Source organism: Pandoraea captiosa, from assembly GCF_902459775.1.
In the GTDB taxonomy this organism is placed as follows: domain Bacteria; phylum Pseudomonadota; class Gammaproteobacteria; order Burkholderiales; family Burkholderiaceae; genus Pandoraea; species Pandoraea captiosa.
The window spans coordinates 798,286-818,132 of record NZ_CABPSQ010000002.1 but is presented as its reverse complement, the minus strand read 5'-3'; the positions used below and the strand labels follow the sequence as shown (position 1 = coordinate 818,132).

Below are 19,847 nucleotides of genomic sequence, written 5' to 3'. Positions count from 1 at the left end.
CAGTCCTACACTGGCGTCGGGATGCGTATGAAGTCTGCGCGTCATGCGTATCCCCAATCGGTACACCGTACACCAAATCGAACACCGCAACAATCGCGTCATCAATTTGTCACAATTTTTGCGCGCATTCTGCTAAGCCTTGTTGCATCAGGGAAACAGACCGGCTGCGAGGGCCGCCGACCGGTCGTCCCGGCCGATGCGAACCGCAGCCCGTCTGCTCCCTTCGCCTGTGGATAACGGCTTCAGATTCCCCACGGCAGCGTGAAGGTTTTTGTGTTCGTGAAGCTTTTCATCGCTTCCTGAACCCCTTCCTTGTAACCCAGACCGGAATCCTTGATCCCCCCGAACGGCGTCAGTTCGATGCGATAGCCCGGCACTTCCCATACGTTGACCGTGCCCACCTGCAACTCGTTGGTGAAGCGCGTCACGTAGTCGAGCCGGTTCGTGCATACGCCCGACGACAACCCGAACGCGGTGCCGTTGGACATGGCGATCGCCTCGTCGATGCTGCCGAACGTAAGAATGGGCGACACCGGTCCGAATGTCTCCTCGCGCACGACCGTCATTTTCGGATCGACGCGATCGATCACCGTGGGCGAATACAGCGCCCCTTCGCGCTTGTTGCCCACGAGCAACCGAGCCCCCTGTGCCACGGCTTCGTTCACGCGCGCTTCGAACAGCCGCGCCGCCGCTTCGTCGATGACCGTTCCCATATCGTTTCCATCATCGGCCGGATCACCGTATTTCCACAGCCGGGTCTTCTCGACGACAAGCTCGGTGAACTGCGCGGCGATGTCACGATGAACGAGCATGCGCTTGACCGCCGTGCATCGCTGACCGGAGTTCTTGTACGAGCCCTGCACGGCGAGGTCGGACGCACGATCCAGATCGGCGTCTTCCATCACGATGAGCGGATCGTTGCCGCCCAGCTCCAGCACGATGCGGCGATAGCCCGCCTTCGACGCGATGTACTTGCCGATCGACACGCCGCCCGTGAACGTGATCATGTCGATGTTCTCGTTCGTGATCATCTCGTCGGCGATCTCCATCGGATCGCCCGTGATCACTTGGAGCATCTCCGGCGGCAGGCCGGCTTCATAGAGCGTATCGGCGAGATAGTAGGCGGACAGGGGCACCTTCTCGGAAGGCTTGAGGACCATCCGGTTGTTGGTCGCAATGGACGGCGCCACCTTGTGGGCCACCTGGTTCATCGGGTGATTGAACGGGGTAATGGCCGAGATTGCGCCGAGCAGCGGCTCTCGCTGCGTGACCACCCGGCGCTTCTTGCCGTGCGGCGTGAGATCGCAGGAGAACGCCTGTCCGTCGTCCTTCAGCGCTTCGCCCGCAGCGAAGCCGAGCACGTCGGCCACGCGCCCGATTTCGTAGACGGCGTCCTTTTTGCACAGTCCCGACTCCATCGTGATGATGGCGGCAGCCTCGGCAGTGCGCGCGCGCAGCAATGCCGCCGCCTTGTCGAGAATGTTGGCCCGCTCGAAACGCGTGAGCGTCGAGCGGTACTGCTTGGCGATCGAGAATGCGCGGCGAACGTCGTCGAGCGAAGCCTTCGGCACGGTGCCGACCAGATCGCCCGAGTACGGATTGAACACTTCGATGATCCGTTCGCGGGTCACTTTCTCGCCGCCGATGCGAAGCGCTTCGGCGCGGAACTCGGGATGCAACTTGTGCGGCGCGTTCATGGGGTTCTCCACAGCATCTCCAACAGGACTTGGGCCGGACGTCATCTCACGATGGGATTCGGTCGACGCCGGCGCTTATTTCATCGGACTGGCGCAGCCATCAGACGTGGTTGAGCGCCACGTCGAGAATGTCGAAATTGCGCAGGCGCGCCTTGCCCGGAATGCCGTCGGTCTTGCGGTTGAAGAGCAACGGCACGGTCTGCTCCGAAATCCCGCCATGCGAGCGCAGCGGCACCGTCAATCCCGACAGATCGTGACGGCTCGCACTCGTGCCCAGCACGACCGACTGGCGGCTCACGACCACCAGATCGCCTACGCGATCGGGCGGCAATTCGAAACGCGCACATGCTTCCGAATTGGTGAGCACCACTTCGATGCCCGGCATTGCCGAGAGGCGCGAGCGAATGGCGTCGCGATCCGCGTCGGCCGGCAGATAGATGGTCGCGTACGAACCGAGCGCGCCGTGGTGCACCACGTACGGATCGGTAATGGGCAGGATCACGCGAGCGCCACCCGCCTCCACGCCTTTGCCGAACCAGTCGTCGAGCAGGTCTTGCAGATAGATGACGTTGGGCTCGCCGGTTGTCGGATCGTGCTTGGCGTTCATGCCGTGATCGGCCGTGAGCCCGATGACCGCGCCGAGTTCGTCCATACGGGCAAGGTACTTGTCCATCATGGCGTAGAAGGCGTTCGCGCCTTGCGTGCCCGGCGCCCACTTATGCTGAACGTAGTCGGTGGTCGAGAGATACATCAGGTCGATGTGGCGCGTCTCCAGCAGCCGCACGCCTGCCGCAAACACGAACTCGGAGAGCTCGGCGCTGTAGACGTCGGGTACCGGCATGCCGACCAGACCGAGCACGTCTTCGATACCGTTCTCTTCGAGCGTGACCTGATCGGCCTTTTCCGACGAGAAGCAGATGCCCTTCATGCGATAGCCGAGCAACTTGCGCAGCTTGTCCTTGGCCGTGATGACGGCGAGGCTCGCCCCTGCGTCGGCCGCTGCGGCGAACACGGTGCCTGCGCGCAGGTAGGCAGGGTCGTTCATCAGCACTTCCTTGCCACGGCCGCCATCGGCGTCCGGGTCGAAGAAGTAGTTGCCGCAGATGCCGTGCACGGCGGGGGGCGCGCCAGTCACGATCGAGAGGTTGTTCGGGTTGGTGAAGGACGGCACGACACAGTCGCCCTTGAACACGGCGCCTTCGGCCAGCAGACGCTTCAGATAGGGGGCGACGCCTGCGGCGGCAGCGGCTTCGATGTATTCGAACTGGCAACCGTCGACGCATACGATGACGGTCGGTTGCTGTGGCAAGCGGTATTGACGGCCGTTCACCTGGATCTGTGCGGGCTGATTCACGTCGGTTCTCCTCAAGAACAACTCGAATGACCGTGGCAGTTCTCGCGTGTGCGGCGACATCCTGCTGACGGTCGAATTTTCAACAAGACAACATCCCTCAACACTCAGCCGGCCTTCGCCTGCGCCACGGCGCCGGGCGCGCGCGACAACATCTCGCGAATGCGCGTGCGGCCACGCACCAGGTGCTCGCGCGTGACCTGCGCGGCACGCTCGGGGTCGCGCGATGCGATGGCGCTCACGATGTCCCGGTGTTCGCGCTCCGACTTTGGCGGCGCCGACGAATCGCCGGTCAGCGCGTCATGACGGAACAGACTCAATTCCTTGACCAGACGACGGTAGGTCTCCAGCAACTTACGATTGCCGACCATCTCCACGAGCGTGTCGTGGAACACGAGATTCAGGCGGTAGTACGCCTCGCTGTCCCCCGCTTCCACCGCGTGGTGCATGGCTTCGACAGACTCGCGCAGGCGCGTGAGCTGATCCGACGTAATCGACTCCGCCAGCGTGCGGGCAACGTATTCGTCGAGCACGCCGCGCAGCGCGTAAATCTCTTCGGCCTCTTCCAGCGCGATCACGCGCACGAACACGCCGCGATTCTTTTCGGTGCGCAACAACCCGGCTTCCTCCAGCGCACGGAATGCCTCGCGCACCGGACCACGGGAGACGCCAAGGCTGCCGGCGACTTCGATCTCGTTGAGCTTGGTGCCGGGCGTGAGCGTGCCCGCCATGATCTGGCGCTCGATCTCGTGCTGGACGAGTGTCGTGAGCGACTGACTCTGCAACAACTCGATCGCGCTCGGCGAGGTGGGCTTCGGGGTCATTCCGGTCTTCCTTATCTCTGGACGCTGGCGCTATCGCGTCACGCCCGTCACATCGGGGGGCAAACCGCCATCGCGGCATCGCGTGGCAATTTGTGGCATCACGTGATTTTTTTTGTTGTTGACATTCAAGCACAGCAATTTGTAGATTGTCAACAAAACACATCCGACATTGCAGACAGATTTTGCAACACCGTCGGGGTGAGTCGGTTGCGGCAACGACAAAACCCTATCTGAATCAATGATTTCCATACTATTGGAGGTATTTGACGAACAGATGACAACATCGCGGGGTTTCAAGAAAACGACATAATTTGCCAATAATATGCAACAAATCGCCTCAGTTAAGGCGTTGACCGTACTCACAACGCGACCGTGATCGCGACCCACAGGAGCCATCCATGAACTCATCCTTGCGCCGTGCCATGCGTGCCGCCGCCGTCCTGGCCACAGGACTCTTCTGCGTCGCGCAGGCCGCTCCCGCGCTCGCCAAGACCACGCTGACCGTCTATACCGCGTGGGAAGTCGAAGTCATGCGTCCGTATGCCGAGGCGTTCCAGAAGGCCAATCCGGACATCGAGATCAAGTACGTGCGCGACTCCACGGGCGTTGTCACGGCGAAAGTGCTCGCAGAAAAGGCCAATCCGCAGGCGGACGTCATCGCCGGGCTGGCGGCCTCGAGTCTCGAACTGATCAAGCAGGAAGGGTTGCTCACGCCGTACACGCCCAAGGGCTTCGACCAGCTCACGCGCGCGTACAGCGACAAGGCCAACCCGCCGTCGTGGGTCGGGCTGGACGTATGGGGCGCCACGGTCTGCTTCAACACCGTCGAAGCGGCCAAGCGCAATTTGCCGAAACCCACCTCCTGGGAAGATCTGGCAAAGCCCGTCTACAAAGGAATGATCGTGATGCCCAACCCGGCCACCTCCGGCACGGGCTTCCTCGACGTGACGGCGTGGCTGCAAATGTTCGGCAAGGACGGCGGCTGGAAGTACATGGATGCGCTCGACAAGAACATCGTCAAGTACACGCATTCGGGCTCCAAGCCGTGTCGTGACGCAGGCGCGGGCGAGTATCCCATCGGCATCTCGTTCGAATTCAATGCCCATCGCACGAAAGACGCCGGCGCGCCGATCGACCTCGTATTTCCGAAGGAAGGTCTCGGATACGACATCGAAGCCGCAGGCATCGTGAAGACGACCAAGAAGCTCGACGCCGCCAAGCGCTACATGGACTGGCTCGCCAGCAAGGAAGCGAACCAGATGTACGCCAAGGACTGGGCCATCGTGGCGTATCCGGGCGTGGCGAAGAAATTCGACACGATTCCGGCGAACTACCCCGATCTGCTCGTGAAGAACGACTTCACCGAGATCGCGAAGAGCCGGGAATCGGTGCTGGCCGAGTGGCAAAAGCGCTACGGCGCGAAGTCCGAGAAGAAGTGACAGGAAGTGAGCTCCGGCGGACATCCGAAGGGTGTCCGCTCGACTACGCTATGCCACGTCATGCCATGCCACGCCCAGGCAACAACGAGCGGGAGGTCCTCCGAATGAGCGACGATCAGCATCAAAGCACTTACCTGAAACTTGCCGGCATCCACAAGCGGTTCGACAACACCGTGGTGCTGCAAGACATTCACCTCGCCGTGCGACGCGGTGAAATGCTCTGCTTCCTCGGCCCGTCGGGCTGCGGCAAAACCACGCTGTTGCGCATCATCGCCGGGCTGGAGGCACAGACTCAGGGGACGTTGTCACAAAACGGAAGAGACATTTCCCGGCTTCCGCCGATGCAGCGCGACTACGGCATCGTCTTTCAGTCGTACGCGCTGTTTCCGAATCTGAGCGTCGCGCAGAACGTCGCCTACGGACTCACGAACCGCCGCGTGCCTCGCGCCGAACGCGACGCGCGCGTGGCCGAACTGCTGGCGATGGTCGGGCTGCCCGACGCCGGGAGCAAATTCCCCGGCCAGCTCTCCGGCGGGCAGCAGCAGCGCATTGCGATTGCCCGGGCGCTGGCGACGTCGCCCGGACTGCTGTTGCTCGACGAACCGCTCTCGGCACTCGACGCCCGCGTGCGCGTGCGTTTGCGCAGCGAGATCCGCGCGTTGCAGCAGCGGTTGGGCATCACCACGATTCTCGTCACGCACGATCAGGAAGAGGCGCTGTCCATGGCCGATCGCATCGTGGTCATGAATCAGGGCGTGATCGAGCAGATCGGCACCCCCGGCGAGATCTATCAGCATCCGGCCACGCCATTCGTGGCGGACTTCGTGGGCAAGACGAATATCCTGCCCGCGCGTCTGGGCGACGCCGGACGTGTGCGCGTCGGACAGTACGAACTGACCTGCGGCACGCTCAACGGCTGTCGCACCGGCGAGGACATTCGGGTCTTCTTCCGGCCTGAAGACGTCCGCGTGCGTGATCTGGACGACCTCGACGACGAGGCGAACGTATTCGACGGCGCCGTGGAGAAGATCGAATTCCTCGGCGCATTCTCGCGCGTGACGCTGCGCATGCACGCCTGCGATCACCCGCTGTATGCCGACCTCTCGCCTGCGGACATGCAGGCCCTGCAACCGGCCACCGGCGGCGCGCTGCGCTTTGCCGTGCCGAGCGCCGCCGTGCGCGTGTTCCGTCAGGGGTAGCCACGATGAGTTCCGTATCCACGACACTCGACAGTGCGCAGCGCGCGCAACCGCAAGCCGGTCAGCCGCCGACGACGGCGGCCGATCGCCCGCCGCCCTGCGCCGTGCGCCCGGTGCGGCTGGCTTCGCACTGGACCGATCGTCTCGCACAGGGCCTGCTGCTCATCGCCGCGGCCGCCGGTGTGTTGTTTCTGCTCGCCCCGATGGCGGCGATTCTCGTCAAGAGCGTGCAGGACAACGAAGGCCACTTTGTCGGTCTGCGCCATTTCCGCGAGTACTTCCACTCGCCTGCCCTGTTGGGCTCGATCTGGAACAGCGTGTGGATTTCGATGGTGACGACGTGCATTACGGTGCCGCTCGCCTTCCTCTTCGCGTATGCGCTCACGCGTAGCTGCATCCGCCACAAGACACTGCTGCGCAACATCGCGTTGATTCCGATTCTCGGCCCCACGCTGCTGCCCGCCATCTCGTTCATCTTCTGGTTCGGCAATCAGGGACTGCTTCGGCCCTTCATGGGCGACGTGGACATCTACGGGCCGCTCGGCATCGTGATGTCGCTCGTGAACGCCACGTTTCCGCACGCGCTGATGATCCTGATCACGGCGCTCTCGCTCACCGACGCGCGGCTCTACGAGGCCGCGGACGCGCTTGGCACGCCCGCATGGCGACGTTTCTTCACCATCACGCTGCCTGGGGCGAAGTACGGTGTCATCAGCGCGGCGATGATCGTCTTCACCTATGCGATTTCGGATTTCGGCATCCCGAAGGTCATCGGCGGCGACTTCAACGTGCTCGCCACCGATATCTACAAGCTCGTCATCGGTCAGCAGGACTTTTCGAAGGGGGCCGTCGTCGGGCTCGTGTTGCTGGTGCCGGTAGGGATTACGTATCTCGTCGATTCGGTCGTGCAACGCAAGCAGCAGGCGTTGCTTTCTGCGCGGGCCGTGCCTTACGCACCGAAGCCGTCGCGCGGCTTCGACTGGCTGATGGCGACGATGTGCTGGGCGATGGCCGCGATCATGCTCGCGATTCTCGGCATGGCGGTGTACGCGTCGTTCGTGAAATTCTGGCCTTACAACTTCAGTCTCTCGCTGGGGCATTACCGTTTCGGTCTCATCGAAAGCGGCGCGGTGGACTCGTATCTCAATAGCGTGGAGATGGCGTTCTGGTGCGCGATCTGGGGGACGGCGGCAATCTTCGTCATCGCCTACCTGCTGGAAAAGACGCGCGGCATGGCATGGCTGCGCGGCTTCATTCGCATGATGGCCGTGTTGCCGATGGGCGTGCCGGGGCTGGTGCTCGGTCTCGGCTACATCTTCTTTTTCGTCTCCGAGGCCAACCCGCTGCACAGCCTGTACGGCACGCTCGCCATTCTCGTGATCGTCAACGTCGTGCACTACTACTCGTCGAGTCACCTCACGGCGGTCACCGCGCTCAAGCAGATCGATCCGGAATTCGAATATGTGTCCGCCTCGCTCAAGGTGCCGTTCTATCGGACCTTCTGGCGTGTCTCCGCGCCCATCTGCCTGCCGTCGATCATCGACATCAGCCGGTACCTGTTCGTCAACGCCATGACGACCGTCTCCGCTGTCGTGTTTCTTTATTCGGCCGATACGTCGCTCGCGTCCGTCGCCATCGTCAACATGGACGAAACCGGCTCGATCGGACCGGCCGCGGCAATGGCCACGCTCGTGGTGCTCACGTCGATGCTCGTATGCCTGCTTTATCACGCGGTGCAGATCGTCGTAGAACGCTACACGCAGGCGTGGCGACGCCCATCGGGTATGACAACGCGTCATGGGCGCTGACATCACTGACATCACTGACATCACTGACATCACTGACATCAGATTCGCCGCAATGGATCACATTCGTTCATCCCGTTGCTCAATCGTTTCACCCCCCGCTTGATAGGAGGCGGTCATGATTCTCGGTCAGGAACCGATTCTGCTTACCCCCGGCCCGCTCACCACGTCGCCGGCCACCCGACAGGCCATGTTGCGTGACTGGGGATCCTGGGACGCCCAGTTCAACGCGATCACGGCGTCGCTGTGTCGCGATCTCGTGGAGATCGTGCATGGCGGCAACGACTATGTCTGCGTGCCGCTGCAAGGCTCGGGCACGTTCTCGGTCGAAGCCGCCATCGGCACGCTGACACCGCGCAGCGCCCGCATTCTCGTGCCGGACAACGGCGCCTACTGCCAACGCATTCTGAAGATTTGCCGCTATCTGGGACGCGACGCCGTTGCGCTGCCCATCCCCGAAGATCAGGCCGCCAGTGCCGCCGCGATCGACGATGCGCTCACACGCGACCCGTCGATTACCCATGTGGCGCAGGTGCATCTGGAGACCGGCGCCGGCGTGCTCAATCCGCTCGCAGAGATCGCACGTGTGTGCCAGAAGCACGGCAAGGGGCTCATCGTCGACGCGATGAGCTCGTTCGGCGCCGTGGAGATCGACGTTCGCTCGATGCCGTTCGACGCACTCATCGCGGCGAGCGGTAAGTGCCTGGAAGGGGTGCCGGGCATGGGGTTCGTCATCGCGAAACGATCCGTGCTCGAAGCGAGCAGCGGTAACAGCCACTCGCTGGCGATGGACCTTCACGATCAGTATGTGTACATGCAAAAGACCACGCAGTGGCGCTTCACCCCGCCGACACACGTGGTGGCAGCGCTGCGTGCCGCCGTCGACCAGTTTCTGGCCGAAGGCGGCCAGCCGGTGCGCGGCGAGCGCTACCGTAAAAACTGCCAAACGCTGGTCGACGGCATGGCCTCGCTGGGCTTTCGCGCATTTCTCGCGCCGGAGGTGCAGGCACCCGTCATCGTGACGTTCCACGCCCCGGCGGACAGCAAGTACGACTTCAAGGCGTTCTACGCCGCCGTGCGCGAGCGCGGTTACATCCTCTATCCGGGCAAGCTCACGCAAATCGAGACATTCCGTGTGGGCTGCATCGGCGCCATCGACGACAACGAGATGCGCAATGTCGTCACCGCGATTTCGCAGTCGCTGGCGTCGCTGGGCATTCGTCAGGATGCGCCGCTCACGCGCGCGGCTTAGTCGGTGCGTTGACGTTGCATCGGGAATCGCGTCGTTGGCGAGTTGTCGCGGCGCGGTTTTCGATGCCGGCTACGGCCACCTCCGGTAAGCTTTCGGGTACTGCGCCATCGCGCGCTGTCCCTCCGGAGGTTGTCCCCCATGCCGTCGTCGAAAGCCACCGCTACAACACGGGCAAAAGCCCACGCCGCTGCGAACGACAAGTCGGCCACGCCTGCGCTCACCGATGCGCCCGCGGGCAAACGCAGTCGCGCACCCTTCGACATCCGCTTCAAACGGGCATACGACGCCCCCGATCCTGCCGACGGCCAACGGATCCTCGCCGACCGCCTGTGGCCACGCGGCCTTGCCAAAGTCAAAACGCATATCGACTTCTGGGCGAAAGACGCGACGCCGAGCACCACGCTGAGGAAGTGGTTTCACGAGCACCCCGAGCAGTTCGACGCGTTTCGCCAACGCTTTCTCGCCGAACTTGCTTCGCTCGACGCGGACCAAAACGCGACGTTGCAAGCACTGCGCACGCGCGTGAGCGAAGGCACGGTGACCTTGCTCACCGCCGCGCATCGGCTCGAAGACGACGAGGCGCACACGCACCTGCATGTGCTGCGCGACTTCCTGGCATCGCGCCGGTAGTGGCGCGAGGGTGTCTCGCGTATTGAGACATGAGACAGTATTCCGCCTCTCAAAACGACGGTTGTCGAAGCGATACCGTCGCGCAAGTGCATGAATGCTGGCTTTGCAAACGACCGAGACAGGACGTCTCGAAGTTTGCTATAACGCATGAGCGACTGCCGAGCCCACGCTTGCCCACTGTATTGCCGACTTTCGTTGCCCGCACGGCAACGTCCCGACCTCATGCTGGTTCCACTGATCGTTGCCTGCGCGCTGTTCATGGAGAACATGGATTCCACCGTGTTGTCCACCTCGTTGCCGCTGATCGCACAGGATCTCGGCGAGAGTCCGATCACGCTCAAGCTTGCCCTCACGACCTATCTCATCAGCCTCGCGGTTTTCATACCCGTGAGCGGATGGATTGCCGACCGCTTCGGCACGCGCAACGTCTTTCGCACCGCCATCGGCGTATTCGTCCTGGGCTCCATCTGCTGCGGCATTTCGACGACCCTACCCGAGCTGGTGATTGCGCGCTTCGTGCAAGGTGTCGGCGGCGCCATGATGGTCCCGGTCGGGCGGCTCGCCCTGCTCAAGTCCGTGGAGAAGCGCGACATGGTGCGCGCGCTCAACTACCTCACCATTCCCGCGCTGGTGGGCCCCGTGCTCGGCCCGCCGCTCGGTGGCTTCATCACCACTTACTGGCACTGGCGCTGGATCTTCTTCATCAACATTCCCATCGGGGTGCTCGGCTTCGTGCTCGCGACGAAGTTCATTCCCGATCTCTATGAAGATAACGTGCCGCCGCTCGACATCAAGGGTTTCCTGCTGTCGGGCTTCGGTCTGTCGATTCTGATGCTCGGGCTCTCGACCATCGGCCGTCACCTGATTCCGACGCCACTCGCACTCGCGCTGGTCGCCATCGGCGCGGGTCTGCTCGTGGCGTACCTACGCCACGCGAAGGGGCTCGCGCATCCGCTGCTGCGCCTCGATCTCTTTCGGATCGCCACGTTCCGCGCCGGGGTAGGCGGTGGCACGCTGTTTCGTATCGGAGTTGGGGCGACGCCGTTTCTTCTGCCGCTGATGCTGCAACTCGGCTTTGGCATGACACCGCTGGAGTCCGGTGCGCTGACGTTCATCTCGGCCGCAGGCGCCATGTTCATGAAAACGCTCTCGCTGCGCATTCTGAAGCGTTGGGGGTTTCGTCGCGTGTTGATGACGAACGCACTGATCGCTGCGGCGACGATCGGCGGTTATGGGCTGTTCACCGAGCAGACGTCACATCTGGTCATTCTCGGCACGCTGCTGTTCGGCGGCTGCTTCCGATCGCTGCAATTTACGAGCCTCAATGCGATCTCGTATGCGGACGTTCCCGCCCATCGCATGAGTCAGGCGACCAGTCTGGCGAGCGTCGCACAACAGGTGTCGCTCACGCTCGGCATCACGATCGGGGCGGCGGTGTTGCAGGCATCGTCCTGGTTGCACGGACGCGATCACGTCACGGCGGTGGACTTCCCGTGGGCGTTCCTCGTGGTGGGGCTGATCGCCGTGAGTTCGACGATCTCGATTGCACGTCTGTCGCGCGATGCGGGCAGCGAGTTGGCGCAGCGCACGTGAACCGCCGAACGCCACACGCGCCCGCAACCGTCATCAGCGGAAGATCACCGTCTTGTGGCCGTTGAGCAGAATCCGGTGTTCCGCATGGAAGCGCACGGCGCGTGCGAGCGCCACGCATTCCACGTCGCGACCGATGGCGGTGAGCTGTTCCGGGTCCATCGTATGGTCAACGCGCTCGACCTCCTGCTCGATGATCGGGCCTTCGTCGAGATCGGACGTGACGTAATGCGCCGTCGCCCCGATCAGCTTCACACCGCGATCGAAGGCCTGGTAGTACGGCTTCGCGCCCTTGAAGCTCGGCAGGAACGAATGGTGGATGTTGATCGCACGGCCTTCGAGCTTCTTGCACAGATCGCTCGATAGCACCTGCATGTAACGGGCCAGAACCACGAGATCGATGTGGTTGTCCTGCACCAGTTCCAGCACCTTGGCTTCCTGCGCCGCCTTCGATTCCGGCGTCGCGTTCATGAGCGGCAGGTGATGGAACGGAATGTTGTAGCTGGCCGCCAGCTGATAGAAATCCTTGTGGTTTGAGACGATCACCGGAATTTCGATGTTGAGCTGGCCGGTCTTGTAGCGGAACAGCAGATCGTTCAGGCAGTGACCGATCTTCGAGACCATCAGCATGACGCGCGGCTTGATCGAGGCGTCGACCAGTTCCCACTGCATCTCGAACTGCTCGGCCAGCGGCGCGAATTCGCGCTGCAACGTCGCCAGATCGGTTTGCCCCGGCAACTGCTGGAAATGCACGCGCATGAAGAAGCCGCCGGTGAAGCGATCGTTGAACTGGGCCGAGTCGAGAATGTTGCCGCCGCGCTCGACCAGGAAACCGGCCACCGTGTGGACGATGCCGGGACGGTCCGGGCAGGACAACTTCAGAATGTAGCTATTTTCGATCGGTGCCATGATTGCTCCTGGGCAAGGCTTGCAATGTCGTTGCAGTGTTGAAATTCGTGAATTCGGTCGTCGTCCGGACATCGACGCGGCGCCGGCCCGGCGTGCGTGCCTGCGTGCATGCGCCGTTCCGCCGTGAATGGACGTCGCCTCGTCGGGCTTACTCGTCCGCCGGCTTGAACAGCGCCTCGATCCCCGCGCAGTCCTTCGCGCGAATCGCGCCTTCGCGCAGCAGAAAATCGAGGCTCGCGAGGCTCGCATCGACGGTCATTTTCTCGCGTGCGATCACGTCGCGTACGTTCCCGGCCGAGCATAGCCAATGGGCGCTCGCCTCGCCGTCCTGATTCTCGGGCACGAAACCGCGCGGCAGCGCGAGATCGTAGACGAAAATCTGCTCCGACTGCACGCCTTCGGGAATTTCCGCGAGGATGTGCAGCGTACGGCCCGGACGCGCTTCGTTCGCGAGATACGCCGGAATGCCCGCTTCTTCCCAGCACTCCTTGACGAGCGTATCGCCCACGCCGATGCCGTTACCGATGCCGCCCGCCGCCGCATTGTCGAGGCAGCCGGGATCGGTCGCCTTGAGCACGCTGCGCCGAGCAATCCATAGCTTCGGCGCTTCGCCGACGAATCGCGCGCTCACGTAGGCGTTCACATGGACGGCGAAGGTGCGCGTGCCGAAAAAACGGGAGGCGGCGCGTTCGATCCACGCGAGCGGCGTGTCGTAAAGCCGCTGGCGAATGGCGTAACGCTCGTTGCGCCAGCCCGTGATGCGTCCTTCCGCGGCCAATGTCGCAATGACGGGCTCCAGCGCCGTGGTGCGCGCTTCACACGTGTCGTGACGCGGATGAATGCGTACGGCGAGCGAACTGATCTCGAACACGTCGGGCCAGCGGCACAGCGACTCGACATCGCTACGGCGAATCCATCCATAACGCTGCGAGCCGATCACGAGCGGCAGATGCGCTCTGTCGTCGAAGCGGCGCGCCGCCGCAATACAAGCAAAAGACATACGTCGGAGACCGGACGCACGCCAGACGTTGGCGCGCGAAAACGAGGCAAAAGCGGCATTTTACAGAAGCGGCGGCAAGTTCGCCTGTGGTTACCCCTTCACGCGCTCCCCTTTCGGGTCGTACAACGCGCGCAGTTGCACGCGGGCGTCGAGCCACTCGCCCGCCAGATCGACCTGATAGCGACCCGATTCGACATAGTCGGCGTCCACCGGTCCGTCCGGATTCGTCAGGTACGCAAGGCCGATCGGTGCGCCGACCGTGTGACCGAACGCCGCCGAGGTGATAAATCCGACCGGCTGTCCGTCGCGCAGGACTGCCTCGCCGCCCCAGAGCATCCGGTCGCTTGCCCCGTCGAGCGCCACGCTCACCAGCCGGCGACGTGCGCCTTTCGATTTGGCGAGTTCGACGGCGGTGCGTCCCGTAAAGGCCATGCCGCTCGCGAGCTTGCACGCGAACGTCAGCCCGGCCTCGACCGGATTCGTGTCCGGCGTCAGTTCCCGCCCCCACGCGCGGTAGCCTTTTTCGATGCGTAACGAGTCGATCGCATAGTAGCCGGCGTCCTTCAGGCCGAAGGCGTCGCCTGCGGCATGCAACCGCTCGTAGACACCCACCGCAAACTCGACCGGCACGTACAGTTCCCAGCCGAGTTCGCCGACGTAGGTCAGACGCGTGGCTCGCACCGTTGCGTAGCCGAGGTCGATCTCACGGCTCGTGCCGAACGGGAAAGCCTCGTTGGAAAAGTCGGCCTTCGACACCTGCTGCAACAGCGCGCGGGAATTCGGCCCCATCAGCGCCAGTACCGCGTACTGTCCCGTCACATCCACCACGGTGCAGCGCGGATCGTCCGGCATCCCGGCGATGCGCCGCTCCAGATAGTCCATGTCGCGCGTGGTCTGCGCGGAGCCGGTCACCATCAGGTACTGGTCGGGCGCGAGGCGCGTGAGGGTGAAGTCCGATTCGTAGCCGCCGCGCTCGTTGAGCATTGCCGTGTAGACGGTGCGCCCCGGCGCAACGGCCACGTCGTTGCTGCACAACGTCTGCAAGACCCGCTCGGCGTCGCGGCCCTTGATGAGCAGCTTCGAGAACGAACTCATGTCGAAAAGCGCCACGGCTTCGCGACATGCGCGGTGCTCTGCCCCGCTCCACGCATGCCAGTTCTGCTGACCGAAGCTGTACTCGATCCTGGCTTCCTGCGGCGACGGAGCAAAGAAGTTGGGCCGCTCCCATCCCATCTTGCTGCCGAAACACGCCCCTTTCGCGAGCAACGTCGAGTACAGCGGTGAACGCCGGAACGGCCGTGCGGTGTCCAGCTCGCGATTCGGCCACGGCATGGCGTAGTGCAGGCCGAGCGTCTCCTTCACGCGATCGTGCAGCCATGTGTCGTTGCCGTTGAAGCCCGCAAAGCGCCGGATGTCCACAGGCCAGAGATCCATCGTCGGCTCGCCCGCAACGATCCACTCGGCCAGTGCCATGCCTGCGCCCCCCGCCGACGCGATGCCCATGGAATTGAAGCCCGCGCCGACATAGAAATTTCGCAGCTCGGGCGCCTCGCCGAGAATGAAGTTGTTGTCCGGCGTGAACGACTCCGGCCCGTTGTAGAACTGCCGGATCTGGGCGGTCTCGAGGGCAGGCACGCGAATCAGCGCGTTCTCCATGAGGATCTCGAACTGGTCCCAGTCGTCGGGCAGCAACTGAAATTCGAAATTCTCGGGAATGCCGTTCATGCCCCACGGTTTGGCGTTCGGCTCGAACCCGCCCATCACCAGACCGCCGACCTCTTCCTTGAAATAGATGTAGCCGTCCGGGTCGCGCATGACCGGCAAGTCGGTGTGCACGCCCGGCACACGCTCCGTCACGATGTAATAGTGCTCGGCCGAATGCAGCGGCACCGTCACGCCGCACATGCGGCCCACGGCCTTGGCCCACTGCCCCGCACAGTTGACGACGATCTCGGCATCGATGCGCCCGTGCTCGCCGTCCTTGTTGCGCCACGACACGCCGGTCGCCGTTGGAATGCCGTTCGGCGACGCCGTGTGAATCTGCGTGATGCGCGTGTTCTCCGCGATGCGCACGCCACGGCTGCGCGCTCCACGTGCCAGCGCTTGCGTCAGATCCGTCGGATTGGCCTTGCCGTCGCCCGGCAGCCACACCGCACCGACGAGATCGTCGGTGCGCATTACCGGCCACAGTTCACCCGCTTCACGCGGCGAGATCACGTCGCACTGCACGCCGTAGGCACGCGCGACCGCCGCTGTGCGCTTGAGCTGCGTCATGCGCTCCGCAGTGCGCGCGACCGAGAGCGAGCCGCATTGCTTCCATCCCGTGCCCAGGCCGGTCTCCGCCTCCAGTTCGCTGTAGAGCTTCGTGGAATACCGGATGAGCTTCGTCATGCTCTCCTGCGAACGCAACTGCCCGACGAGCCCCGCCGCATGCCAGGTCGTGCCGCAGGACAACTGACCTTGCTCCAGCAGGACGACATCGGACCAGCCGAGTTTGGCGAGGTGATAGGCAACGGAACATCCGACGATGCCACCGCCGACGATAACGACGCGGGCATGAGAGGGCAGGACTGAAGGCATGGACTGGCTCCGGAAGGCTCGCACCGGTCAACGCCGGGCAATGTCGTGGGCGATGAGGCGAGACTACGCAAATTTCGCCACAATTGCAATAATTTGCAACATTACAACACATATCGCCACACCGGTCGCGTCGGTTGTTGAATCAGTTGGTGCGGAGCCGTTCGCAGTACCGCCCGTCGGGTGGGGCCGCCATTTGTGCCGCAACTTGCGTTTCGCATGGTCATGCGTAAAAATATACGGCGTATAAATATTAGCGAATCACGCCATGACGACAGCCCACGTTTTCATTGCCACCAGCCTCGATGGCTATATCGCCCGACCCGATGGAGACATCGATTGGTTGCTGCAACGGGACGACCCCACGGAAGATCACGGCTACACGGCGTTCATCGCCGACAAGGACGCGATCGTGATGGGACGCGGCACCTACGAGAAGGTGCTGGCGATGGGACCGTGGACGTATCCGCTGCCCGTAACGGTCCTGTCCAAACGACTGGCGCACACGCCGGTGCCCGACACGCTCAAGGGCAAGGTGCGCTTTTCCGATCTGTCTCCTCGCGCCCTGCTGCAGGCGCTGGCGGCCGAAAATGTGAAGCGGGTTTATGTCGACGGCGGTCAGGTGATCCAGTCTTTCCTGCGCGACGGGCTGATCGCCGACCTCGTCGTGACGACGGTGCCGCTGCTCATCGGTGAGGGAAAACCGCTTTTCGGCGCGCTCACGAGGGACATCGACCTGCAACTGATCGGAAGCCGGCACTTTGCGTCCGGACTGGTGCAGTCCACCTACCGGGTCGTTGCATGAGCCGCCCTCGCGGCAGACCCGCGCAGGGAACGGGCGTCACGCGCGAGATGATTCTGCACGCGGCGCTCGCGCTGCTTGACGAACGGGGAGGACAGGGATTGAGCATGCGTGCGCTCGCCGGACGGCTCGGTGTCACGCCGATGAGTCTTTATCACCATGTCGAGGACCATGCCGGATTGCTGCGCGCTTTGTCGGATGAGGTTTATGCGAAGGTGCTCAAGGGCATCGAGGCCCATCGAACACGCCGCGAAGACATCCGCGAGATATTGATCCGCTATCACGACGCCGTGCGCCGCCATCCGCAACTCACCCTCGCCATCTTTGCGACACCCGCCGCGTTCGCCGGCGTCACGCGCGAGATCACGGACCGGCTCACCGCGCTGTTGCAAACCGTGACGCCGCAACCCGAGCTATGGCGAGACATCCTGATCGACCACGCGCACGGCAGCGGACTTCCCTCATGCGGCGACGGCACCCACCACCCGACGACATCGCCCGACGACACCGCCTATCGACGCGCGCTCGATTGTCTGCTCGATGGTCTGGCATGGTAGACGGTCAGGCTCGGCAGACGACGACGGGTCGCCCACCGCGTGCCTGCCGTCTACGCGGATGCTCTAGCGTCCCCTTGTGCCACCCTGTGCCCCCAGCAAAGCGACCAGTCGATCGCCCGCCACTTCGAGGGCGCCATCGTTGTCGATGACGGTGAGGGGAATGCCTTGCGGCGGCGTCCATTCGACATGATGGGTGACGCGCTTGTCCAACGCCGCCCCCGTTTCGCGTCCCCGATTGGCAAGACGCCTCGCGCGCACTTCCGGATCGACGCGAATCTCCACGAGATGCAGACGCTCCCCGTAGCGCTCGACCACCTGCGATAGAAACGCGCGCGAGCCGTTCACGACGACATTCGCGCCCGCCGCCATCCACGCATCGATCTCCACACCGATGCCATAACGGCAATCGTGACTGTGCCAGTCGAGCGCGAAACATCCGAGCGAATGCCGTAACGCGAACGCCTCGTGTGTCAGCGCAACGTGGTTCTCGCCGTCGCTCGGCGCTCGCGTGATGTAACGATGCGCGAACAACACCGGCACACCGCCGGGTGGCATACGATCGAGTTGCCGTCGGGCATAGGCGAGCAACGAGTCCTTGCCCGCGCCGGACGGTCCCATCACGTAATACAGACGTGCGTGATTCATGCGGCTTTTCCAAAAGCGAAACGCGCGAAGACATGAAAGGGCTCGTCAGGCGTCGGCTGGACGAAGATCGCGAGACTGTCGACGCGCATCGGACCGAGCGCCTGCGCCCGCGGCTGCCACCAGTCGATCATGACGCGTGCGTCTGCCCTGTCGACCCGATCGGACAACGTCACGTGAAAACGGAATTCGTCGAACACATAGGGGTAGCCCCATTGGGCGAGCCGCTCGCGTTGCCGGGATGTCAGCGACGCCGGCTGACGCTTCGCCATGTCGGCGTCGTCGAGCGGCGCTCGCAAAACGTCGAAAGCTTCGACACAATCCGCGGCAAGCGCGTTGATCGCCGCAGTGTTTGCTGCGTCGCTTGCGATGTTGCCCGCCGAGCCGGTCCGAGGGCGCAATGCGACGAAACCCGCCCGCTCGCCATTGTCCGCGCCAATCACGTCCGCCTGCACCGCGAGATCGAACGAGGTGTGACGCGCGGCCACCGCTTCCGCGATGTCCGTCAGGTCGCGCAATCGCCGCTGCGGCGCCAGTCGCATCGGCGCCTTGAGCGTCGCATGCAAACCATAGCGACGAGGGTCGGCCGTCAACGCGGACAACGAACGCGACAATCCCGGCACATTCGGCGCACTCAGCTCACGCCGGGCAAGCGCGTCACGCCCCAGCCAGCGACTGCCTTCGTTCCACCAGCACGAGCCGGCGGGCGGCGCATAGTAAATCGCGAAACGCGCAACGCGAAGATCGAGCGCATGTGGCATCGCTTCATTCGCCGCGCCGGTCATGGCGTGTCTCCCTGCACCACGAGTTGCATGCGATCCGCCGGGAAATAGGCGACGCCGTACTTGATCGGTTTGCCCGCCTCGTCCACATCGGTGCTCTCCACACTCAGCACCGGCTGCTGACGATTGATGCCGAGGTGGCGCGCAATGTCGCCATCGGGCAAACGCGCGCCGATACGACTCTCGCGGCGCGTGTAATCCGTCACACCGAAGACGGCGAGCGCCGCGCTGATGGTGTCGTGTCGTTCGAAAACTTCCGGGAAGTCGGGAAAGCGCGTCGCCGGAAACCAGTTCTCGCTGTAGGCCAGGGGCAGTTCGATGCCCTTCGGGTCGAGACTGCGACGCACCAGCTCCAGCCGGTACACGGACGCACCGGCACGCAAGCCCAGCGCCTGCGCGACGCTGCCTTCCGCTTTGACCTTGTGCGCTGAAACGATCTGCTGCGCCGTCTTCAGATGGTTCTGCGTCAGGTTCTCGGTAAAGCGTGTGCGGCGCCCGATCACATACCCGATGGCCGCCGCCTGCACGAACGTGCCGCGACCGTGTTCGACGTTCACGAGCCCCTGCTCGGCAAGCCCCAGAATGGCCCGACGCACGGTATGACGATTCACGCCGAATCGAAGGGCAAGCTCCGTCTCGCTCGGCAAACGATCGTCCGGCAATCCCTCGCCATAACGCCGCTCACCGATTTCGGTGGCGAGAATCTGCGCGATCTGCCGCCACACGGCCACGCCGCTGCCTCGTTCGAGTTGTGCTGTCATCAAATTGACACCCCGCAAAGTTGTAATGAG

General features: G+C 63.3%; 17 protein-coding genes. 8 read left to right on the top strand and 9 right to left on the bottom strand.

Going from position 1 to position 19,847, the window contains the following annotated elements:
* Positions 1–242: 242 nt before the first annotated feature.
* The 3 genes from phnY to PCA31118_RS08945 form a co-directional block, all read right to left on the bottom strand.
* Positions 243–1,697: a phosphonoacetaldehyde dehydrogenase gene (phnY, locus tag PCA31118_RS08955; protein WP_150624866.1), complete on the bottom strand. Its 1,455-nt coding sequence runs from the start codon at positions 1,695–1,697 to the stop codon at positions 243–245.
* A gap of 100 nt (positions 1,698–1,797) precedes the next feature.
* Positions 1,798–3,051 (bottom strand): phosphonoacetate hydrolase, encoded by a 1,254-nt coding sequence (phnA, locus tag PCA31118_RS08950; protein ID WP_150624865.1) that lies wholly within the window; start codon positions 3,049–3,051, stop codon positions 1,798–1,800.
* A gap of 104 nt (positions 3,052–3,155) precedes the next feature.
* A complete protein-coding gene (locus PCA31118_RS08945; RefSeq protein WP_150624864.1) occupies positions 3,156–3,872 on the bottom strand; it encodes a phosphonate utilization associated transcriptional regulator in 717 nt (238 codons plus the stop codon).
* 398 nt (positions 3,873–4,270) lie between these two features.
* Between PCA31118_RS08945 and PCA31118_RS08940 the strand changes: the two genes are divergently transcribed.
* From PCA31118_RS08940 to PCA31118_RS08915, 6 genes are all read left to right on the top strand, one after another.
* Positions 4,271–5,311, top strand: a complete 1,041-nt coding sequence (locus PCA31118_RS08940) for a putative 2-aminoethylphosphonate ABC transporter substrate-binding protein (protein WP_174990401.1) — start codon at positions 4,271–4,273, stop codon at positions 5,309–5,311.
* 104 nt (positions 5,312–5,415) lie between these two features.
* Positions 5,416–6,510 carry a putative 2-aminoethylphosphonate ABC transporter ATP-binding protein gene (locus PCA31118_RS08935; RefSeq protein ID WP_150624863.1) on the top strand — a complete coding sequence of 365 codons (1,095 nt, stop codon included), beginning with the start codon at positions 5,416–5,418 and terminating at the stop codon, positions 6,508–6,510.
* A 5-nt stretch (positions 6,511–6,515) separates the two neighbouring features.
* Complete coding sequence (locus tag PCA31118_RS08930; protein WP_150624862.1) at positions 6,516–8,318, top strand: putative 2-aminoethylphosphonate ABC transporter permease subunit; 1,803 nt, start codon at positions 6,516–6,518, stop codon at positions 8,316–8,318.
* Positions 8,319–8,433: 115 nt separating this feature from the next.
* The gene (locus PCA31118_RS08925; RefSeq protein WP_150624861.1) at positions 8,434–9,567 is read left to right on the top strand and encodes a 2-aminoethylphosphonate--pyruvate transaminase; all 1,134 of its coding nucleotides are present in this window, start codon (positions 8,434–8,436) and stop codon (positions 9,565–9,567) included.
* A gap of 138 nt (positions 9,568–9,705) precedes the next feature.
* Positions 9,706–10,197 (top strand): DUF488 domain-containing protein, encoded by a 492-nt coding sequence (locus PCA31118_RS08920; protein WP_150624860.1) that lies wholly within the window; start codon positions 9,706–9,708, stop codon positions 10,195–10,197.
* A 222-nt stretch (positions 10,198–10,419) separates the two neighbouring features.
* A complete protein-coding gene (locus tag PCA31118_RS08915) occupies positions 10,420–11,790 on the top strand; it encodes an MFS transporter (protein WP_150624859.1) in 1,371 nt (456 codons plus the stop codon).
* A gap of 33 nt (positions 11,791–11,823) precedes the next feature.
* Here the strand turns inward: PCA31118_RS08915 and purU are convergent, their stop codons facing one another.
* From purU to PCA31118_RS08900, 3 genes are all read right to left on the bottom strand, one after another.
* Entirely contained in the window at positions 11,824–12,696 is an 873-nt protein-coding gene (gene purU, locus PCA31118_RS08910; RefSeq protein ID WP_044453852.1) for a formyltetrahydrofolate deformylase, read from the bottom strand.
* 148 nt (positions 12,697–12,844) lie between these two features.
* Positions 12,845–13,696 (bottom strand): NUDIX hydrolase, encoded by an 852-nt coding sequence (locus PCA31118_RS08905; RefSeq protein ID WP_150624858.1) that lies wholly within the window; start codon positions 13,694–13,696, stop codon positions 12,845–12,847.
* Positions 13,697–13,786: 90 nt separating this feature from the next.
* Positions 13,787–16,276: a GcvT family protein gene (locus tag PCA31118_RS08900; RefSeq protein ID WP_150624857.1), complete on the bottom strand. Its 2,490-nt coding sequence runs from the start codon at positions 16,274–16,276 to the stop codon at positions 13,787–13,789.
* A gap of 265 nt (positions 16,277–16,541) precedes the next feature.
* On the opposite strand from PCA31118_RS08900, the gene PCA31118_RS08895 reads away from it, so the two are divergent.
* Both PCA31118_RS08895 and PCA31118_RS08890 read left to right on the top strand, forming a co-directional pair.
* The gene (locus PCA31118_RS08895; protein ID WP_150624856.1) at positions 16,542–17,078 is read left to right on the top strand and encodes a dihydrofolate reductase family protein; all 537 of its coding nucleotides are present in this window, start codon (positions 16,542–16,544) and stop codon (positions 17,076–17,078) included.
* Positions 17,075–17,632: a TetR/AcrR family transcriptional regulator gene (locus PCA31118_RS08890; RefSeq protein ID WP_150624855.1), complete on the top strand. Its 558-nt coding sequence runs from the start codon at positions 17,075–17,077 to the stop codon at positions 17,630–17,632. Before PCA31118_RS08895 ends, PCA31118_RS08890 begins: the two co-directional genes overlap by 4 nt.
* A gap of 63 nt (positions 17,633–17,695) precedes the next feature.
* Here PCA31118_RS08890 and phnN read toward each other — a convergent pair whose 3' ends face one another.
* The 3 genes from phnN to phnF are packed head-to-tail and all read right to left on the bottom strand — an operon-like array spanning position 17,696 to position 19,817.
* Positions 17,696–18,277 (bottom strand): phosphonate metabolism protein/1,5-bisphosphokinase (PRPP-forming) PhnN, encoded by a 582-nt coding sequence (gene phnN / locus PCA31118_RS08885; RefSeq protein ID WP_150624854.1) that lies wholly within the window; start codon positions 18,275–18,277, stop codon positions 17,696–17,698.
* Entirely contained in the window at positions 18,274–19,059 is a 786-nt protein-coding gene (locus PCA31118_RS08880; RefSeq protein WP_246190141.1) for a DUF1045 domain-containing protein, read from the bottom strand. The genes phnN and PCA31118_RS08880 overlap by 4 nt, the downstream gene beginning before the upstream one ends.
* Entirely contained in the window at positions 19,056–19,817 is a 762-nt protein-coding gene (gene phnF, locus PCA31118_RS08875) for a phosphonate metabolism transcriptional regulator PhnF (RefSeq protein WP_150624853.1), read from the bottom strand. Before phnF ends, PCA31118_RS08880 begins: the two co-directional genes overlap by 4 nt.
* Positions 19,818–19,847 lie beyond the last annotated feature (30 nt).

Excerpts from the sequence above, each read along its gene's own strand:
- phnY (WP_150624866.1), bottom strand. The coding sequence starts at position 1,697 with ATGAACGCGCCGCACAAGTTGCATCCCGAGTTCCGCGCCGAAGCGCTT.
- PCA31118_RS08945 (WP_150624864.1), bottom strand. The coding sequence starts at position 3,872 with ATGACCCCGAAGCCCACCTCGCCGAGCGCGATCGAGTTGTTGCAGAGT.
- PCA31118_RS08940 (WP_174990401.1), top strand. The coding sequence starts at position 4,271 with ATGAACTCATCCTTGCGCCGTGCCATGCGTGCCGCCGCCGTCCTGGCC.
- PCA31118_RS08935 (WP_150624863.1), top strand. The coding sequence starts at position 5,416 with ATGAGCGACGATCAGCATCAAAGCACTTACCTGAAACTTGCCGGCATC.
- PCA31118_RS08930 (WP_150624862.1), top strand. The coding sequence starts at position 6,516 with ATGAGTTCCGTATCCACGACACTCGACAGTGCGCAGCGCGCGCAACCG.
- PCA31118_RS08925 (WP_150624861.1), top strand. The coding sequence starts at position 8,434 with ATGATTCTCGGTCAGGAACCGATTCTGCTTACCCCCGGCCCGCTCACC.
- PCA31118_RS08920 (WP_150624860.1), top strand. The coding sequence starts at position 9,706 with ATGCCGTCGTCGAAAGCCACCGCTACAACACGGGCAAAAGCCCACGCC.
- PCA31118_RS08915 (WP_150624859.1), top strand. The coding sequence starts at position 10,420 with ATGCTGGTTCCACTGATCGTTGCCTGCGCGCTGTTCATGGAGAACATG.
- purU (WP_044453852.1), bottom strand. The coding sequence starts at position 12,696 with ATGGCACCGATCGAAAATAGCTACATTCTGAAGTTGTCCTGCCCGGAC.
- PCA31118_RS08905 (WP_150624858.1), bottom strand. The coding sequence starts at position 13,696 with ATGTCTTTTGCTTGTATTGCGGCGGCGCGCCGCTTCGACGACAGAGCG.
- PCA31118_RS08900 (WP_150624857.1), bottom strand. The coding sequence starts at position 16,276 with ATGCCTTCAGTCCTGCCCTCTCATGCCCGCGTCGTTATCGTCGGCGGT.
- PCA31118_RS08895 (WP_150624856.1), top strand. The coding sequence starts at position 16,542 with ATGACGACAGCCCACGTTTTCATTGCCACCAGCCTCGATGGCTATATC.
- PCA31118_RS08890 (WP_150624855.1), top strand. The coding sequence starts at position 17,075 with ATGAGCCGCCCTCGCGGCAGACCCGCGCAGGGAACGGGCGTCACGCGC.
- phnN (WP_150624854.1), bottom strand. The coding sequence starts at position 18,277 with ATGAATCACGCACGTCTGTATTACGTGATGGGACCGTCCGGCGCGGGC.
- PCA31118_RS08880 (WP_246190141.1), bottom strand. The coding sequence starts at position 19,059 with ATGACCGGCGCGGCGAATGAAGCGATGCCACATGCGCTCGATCTTCGC.
- phnF (WP_150624853.1), bottom strand. The coding sequence starts at position 19,817 with ATGACAGCACAACTCGAACGAGGCAGCGGCGTGGCCGTGTGGCGGCAG.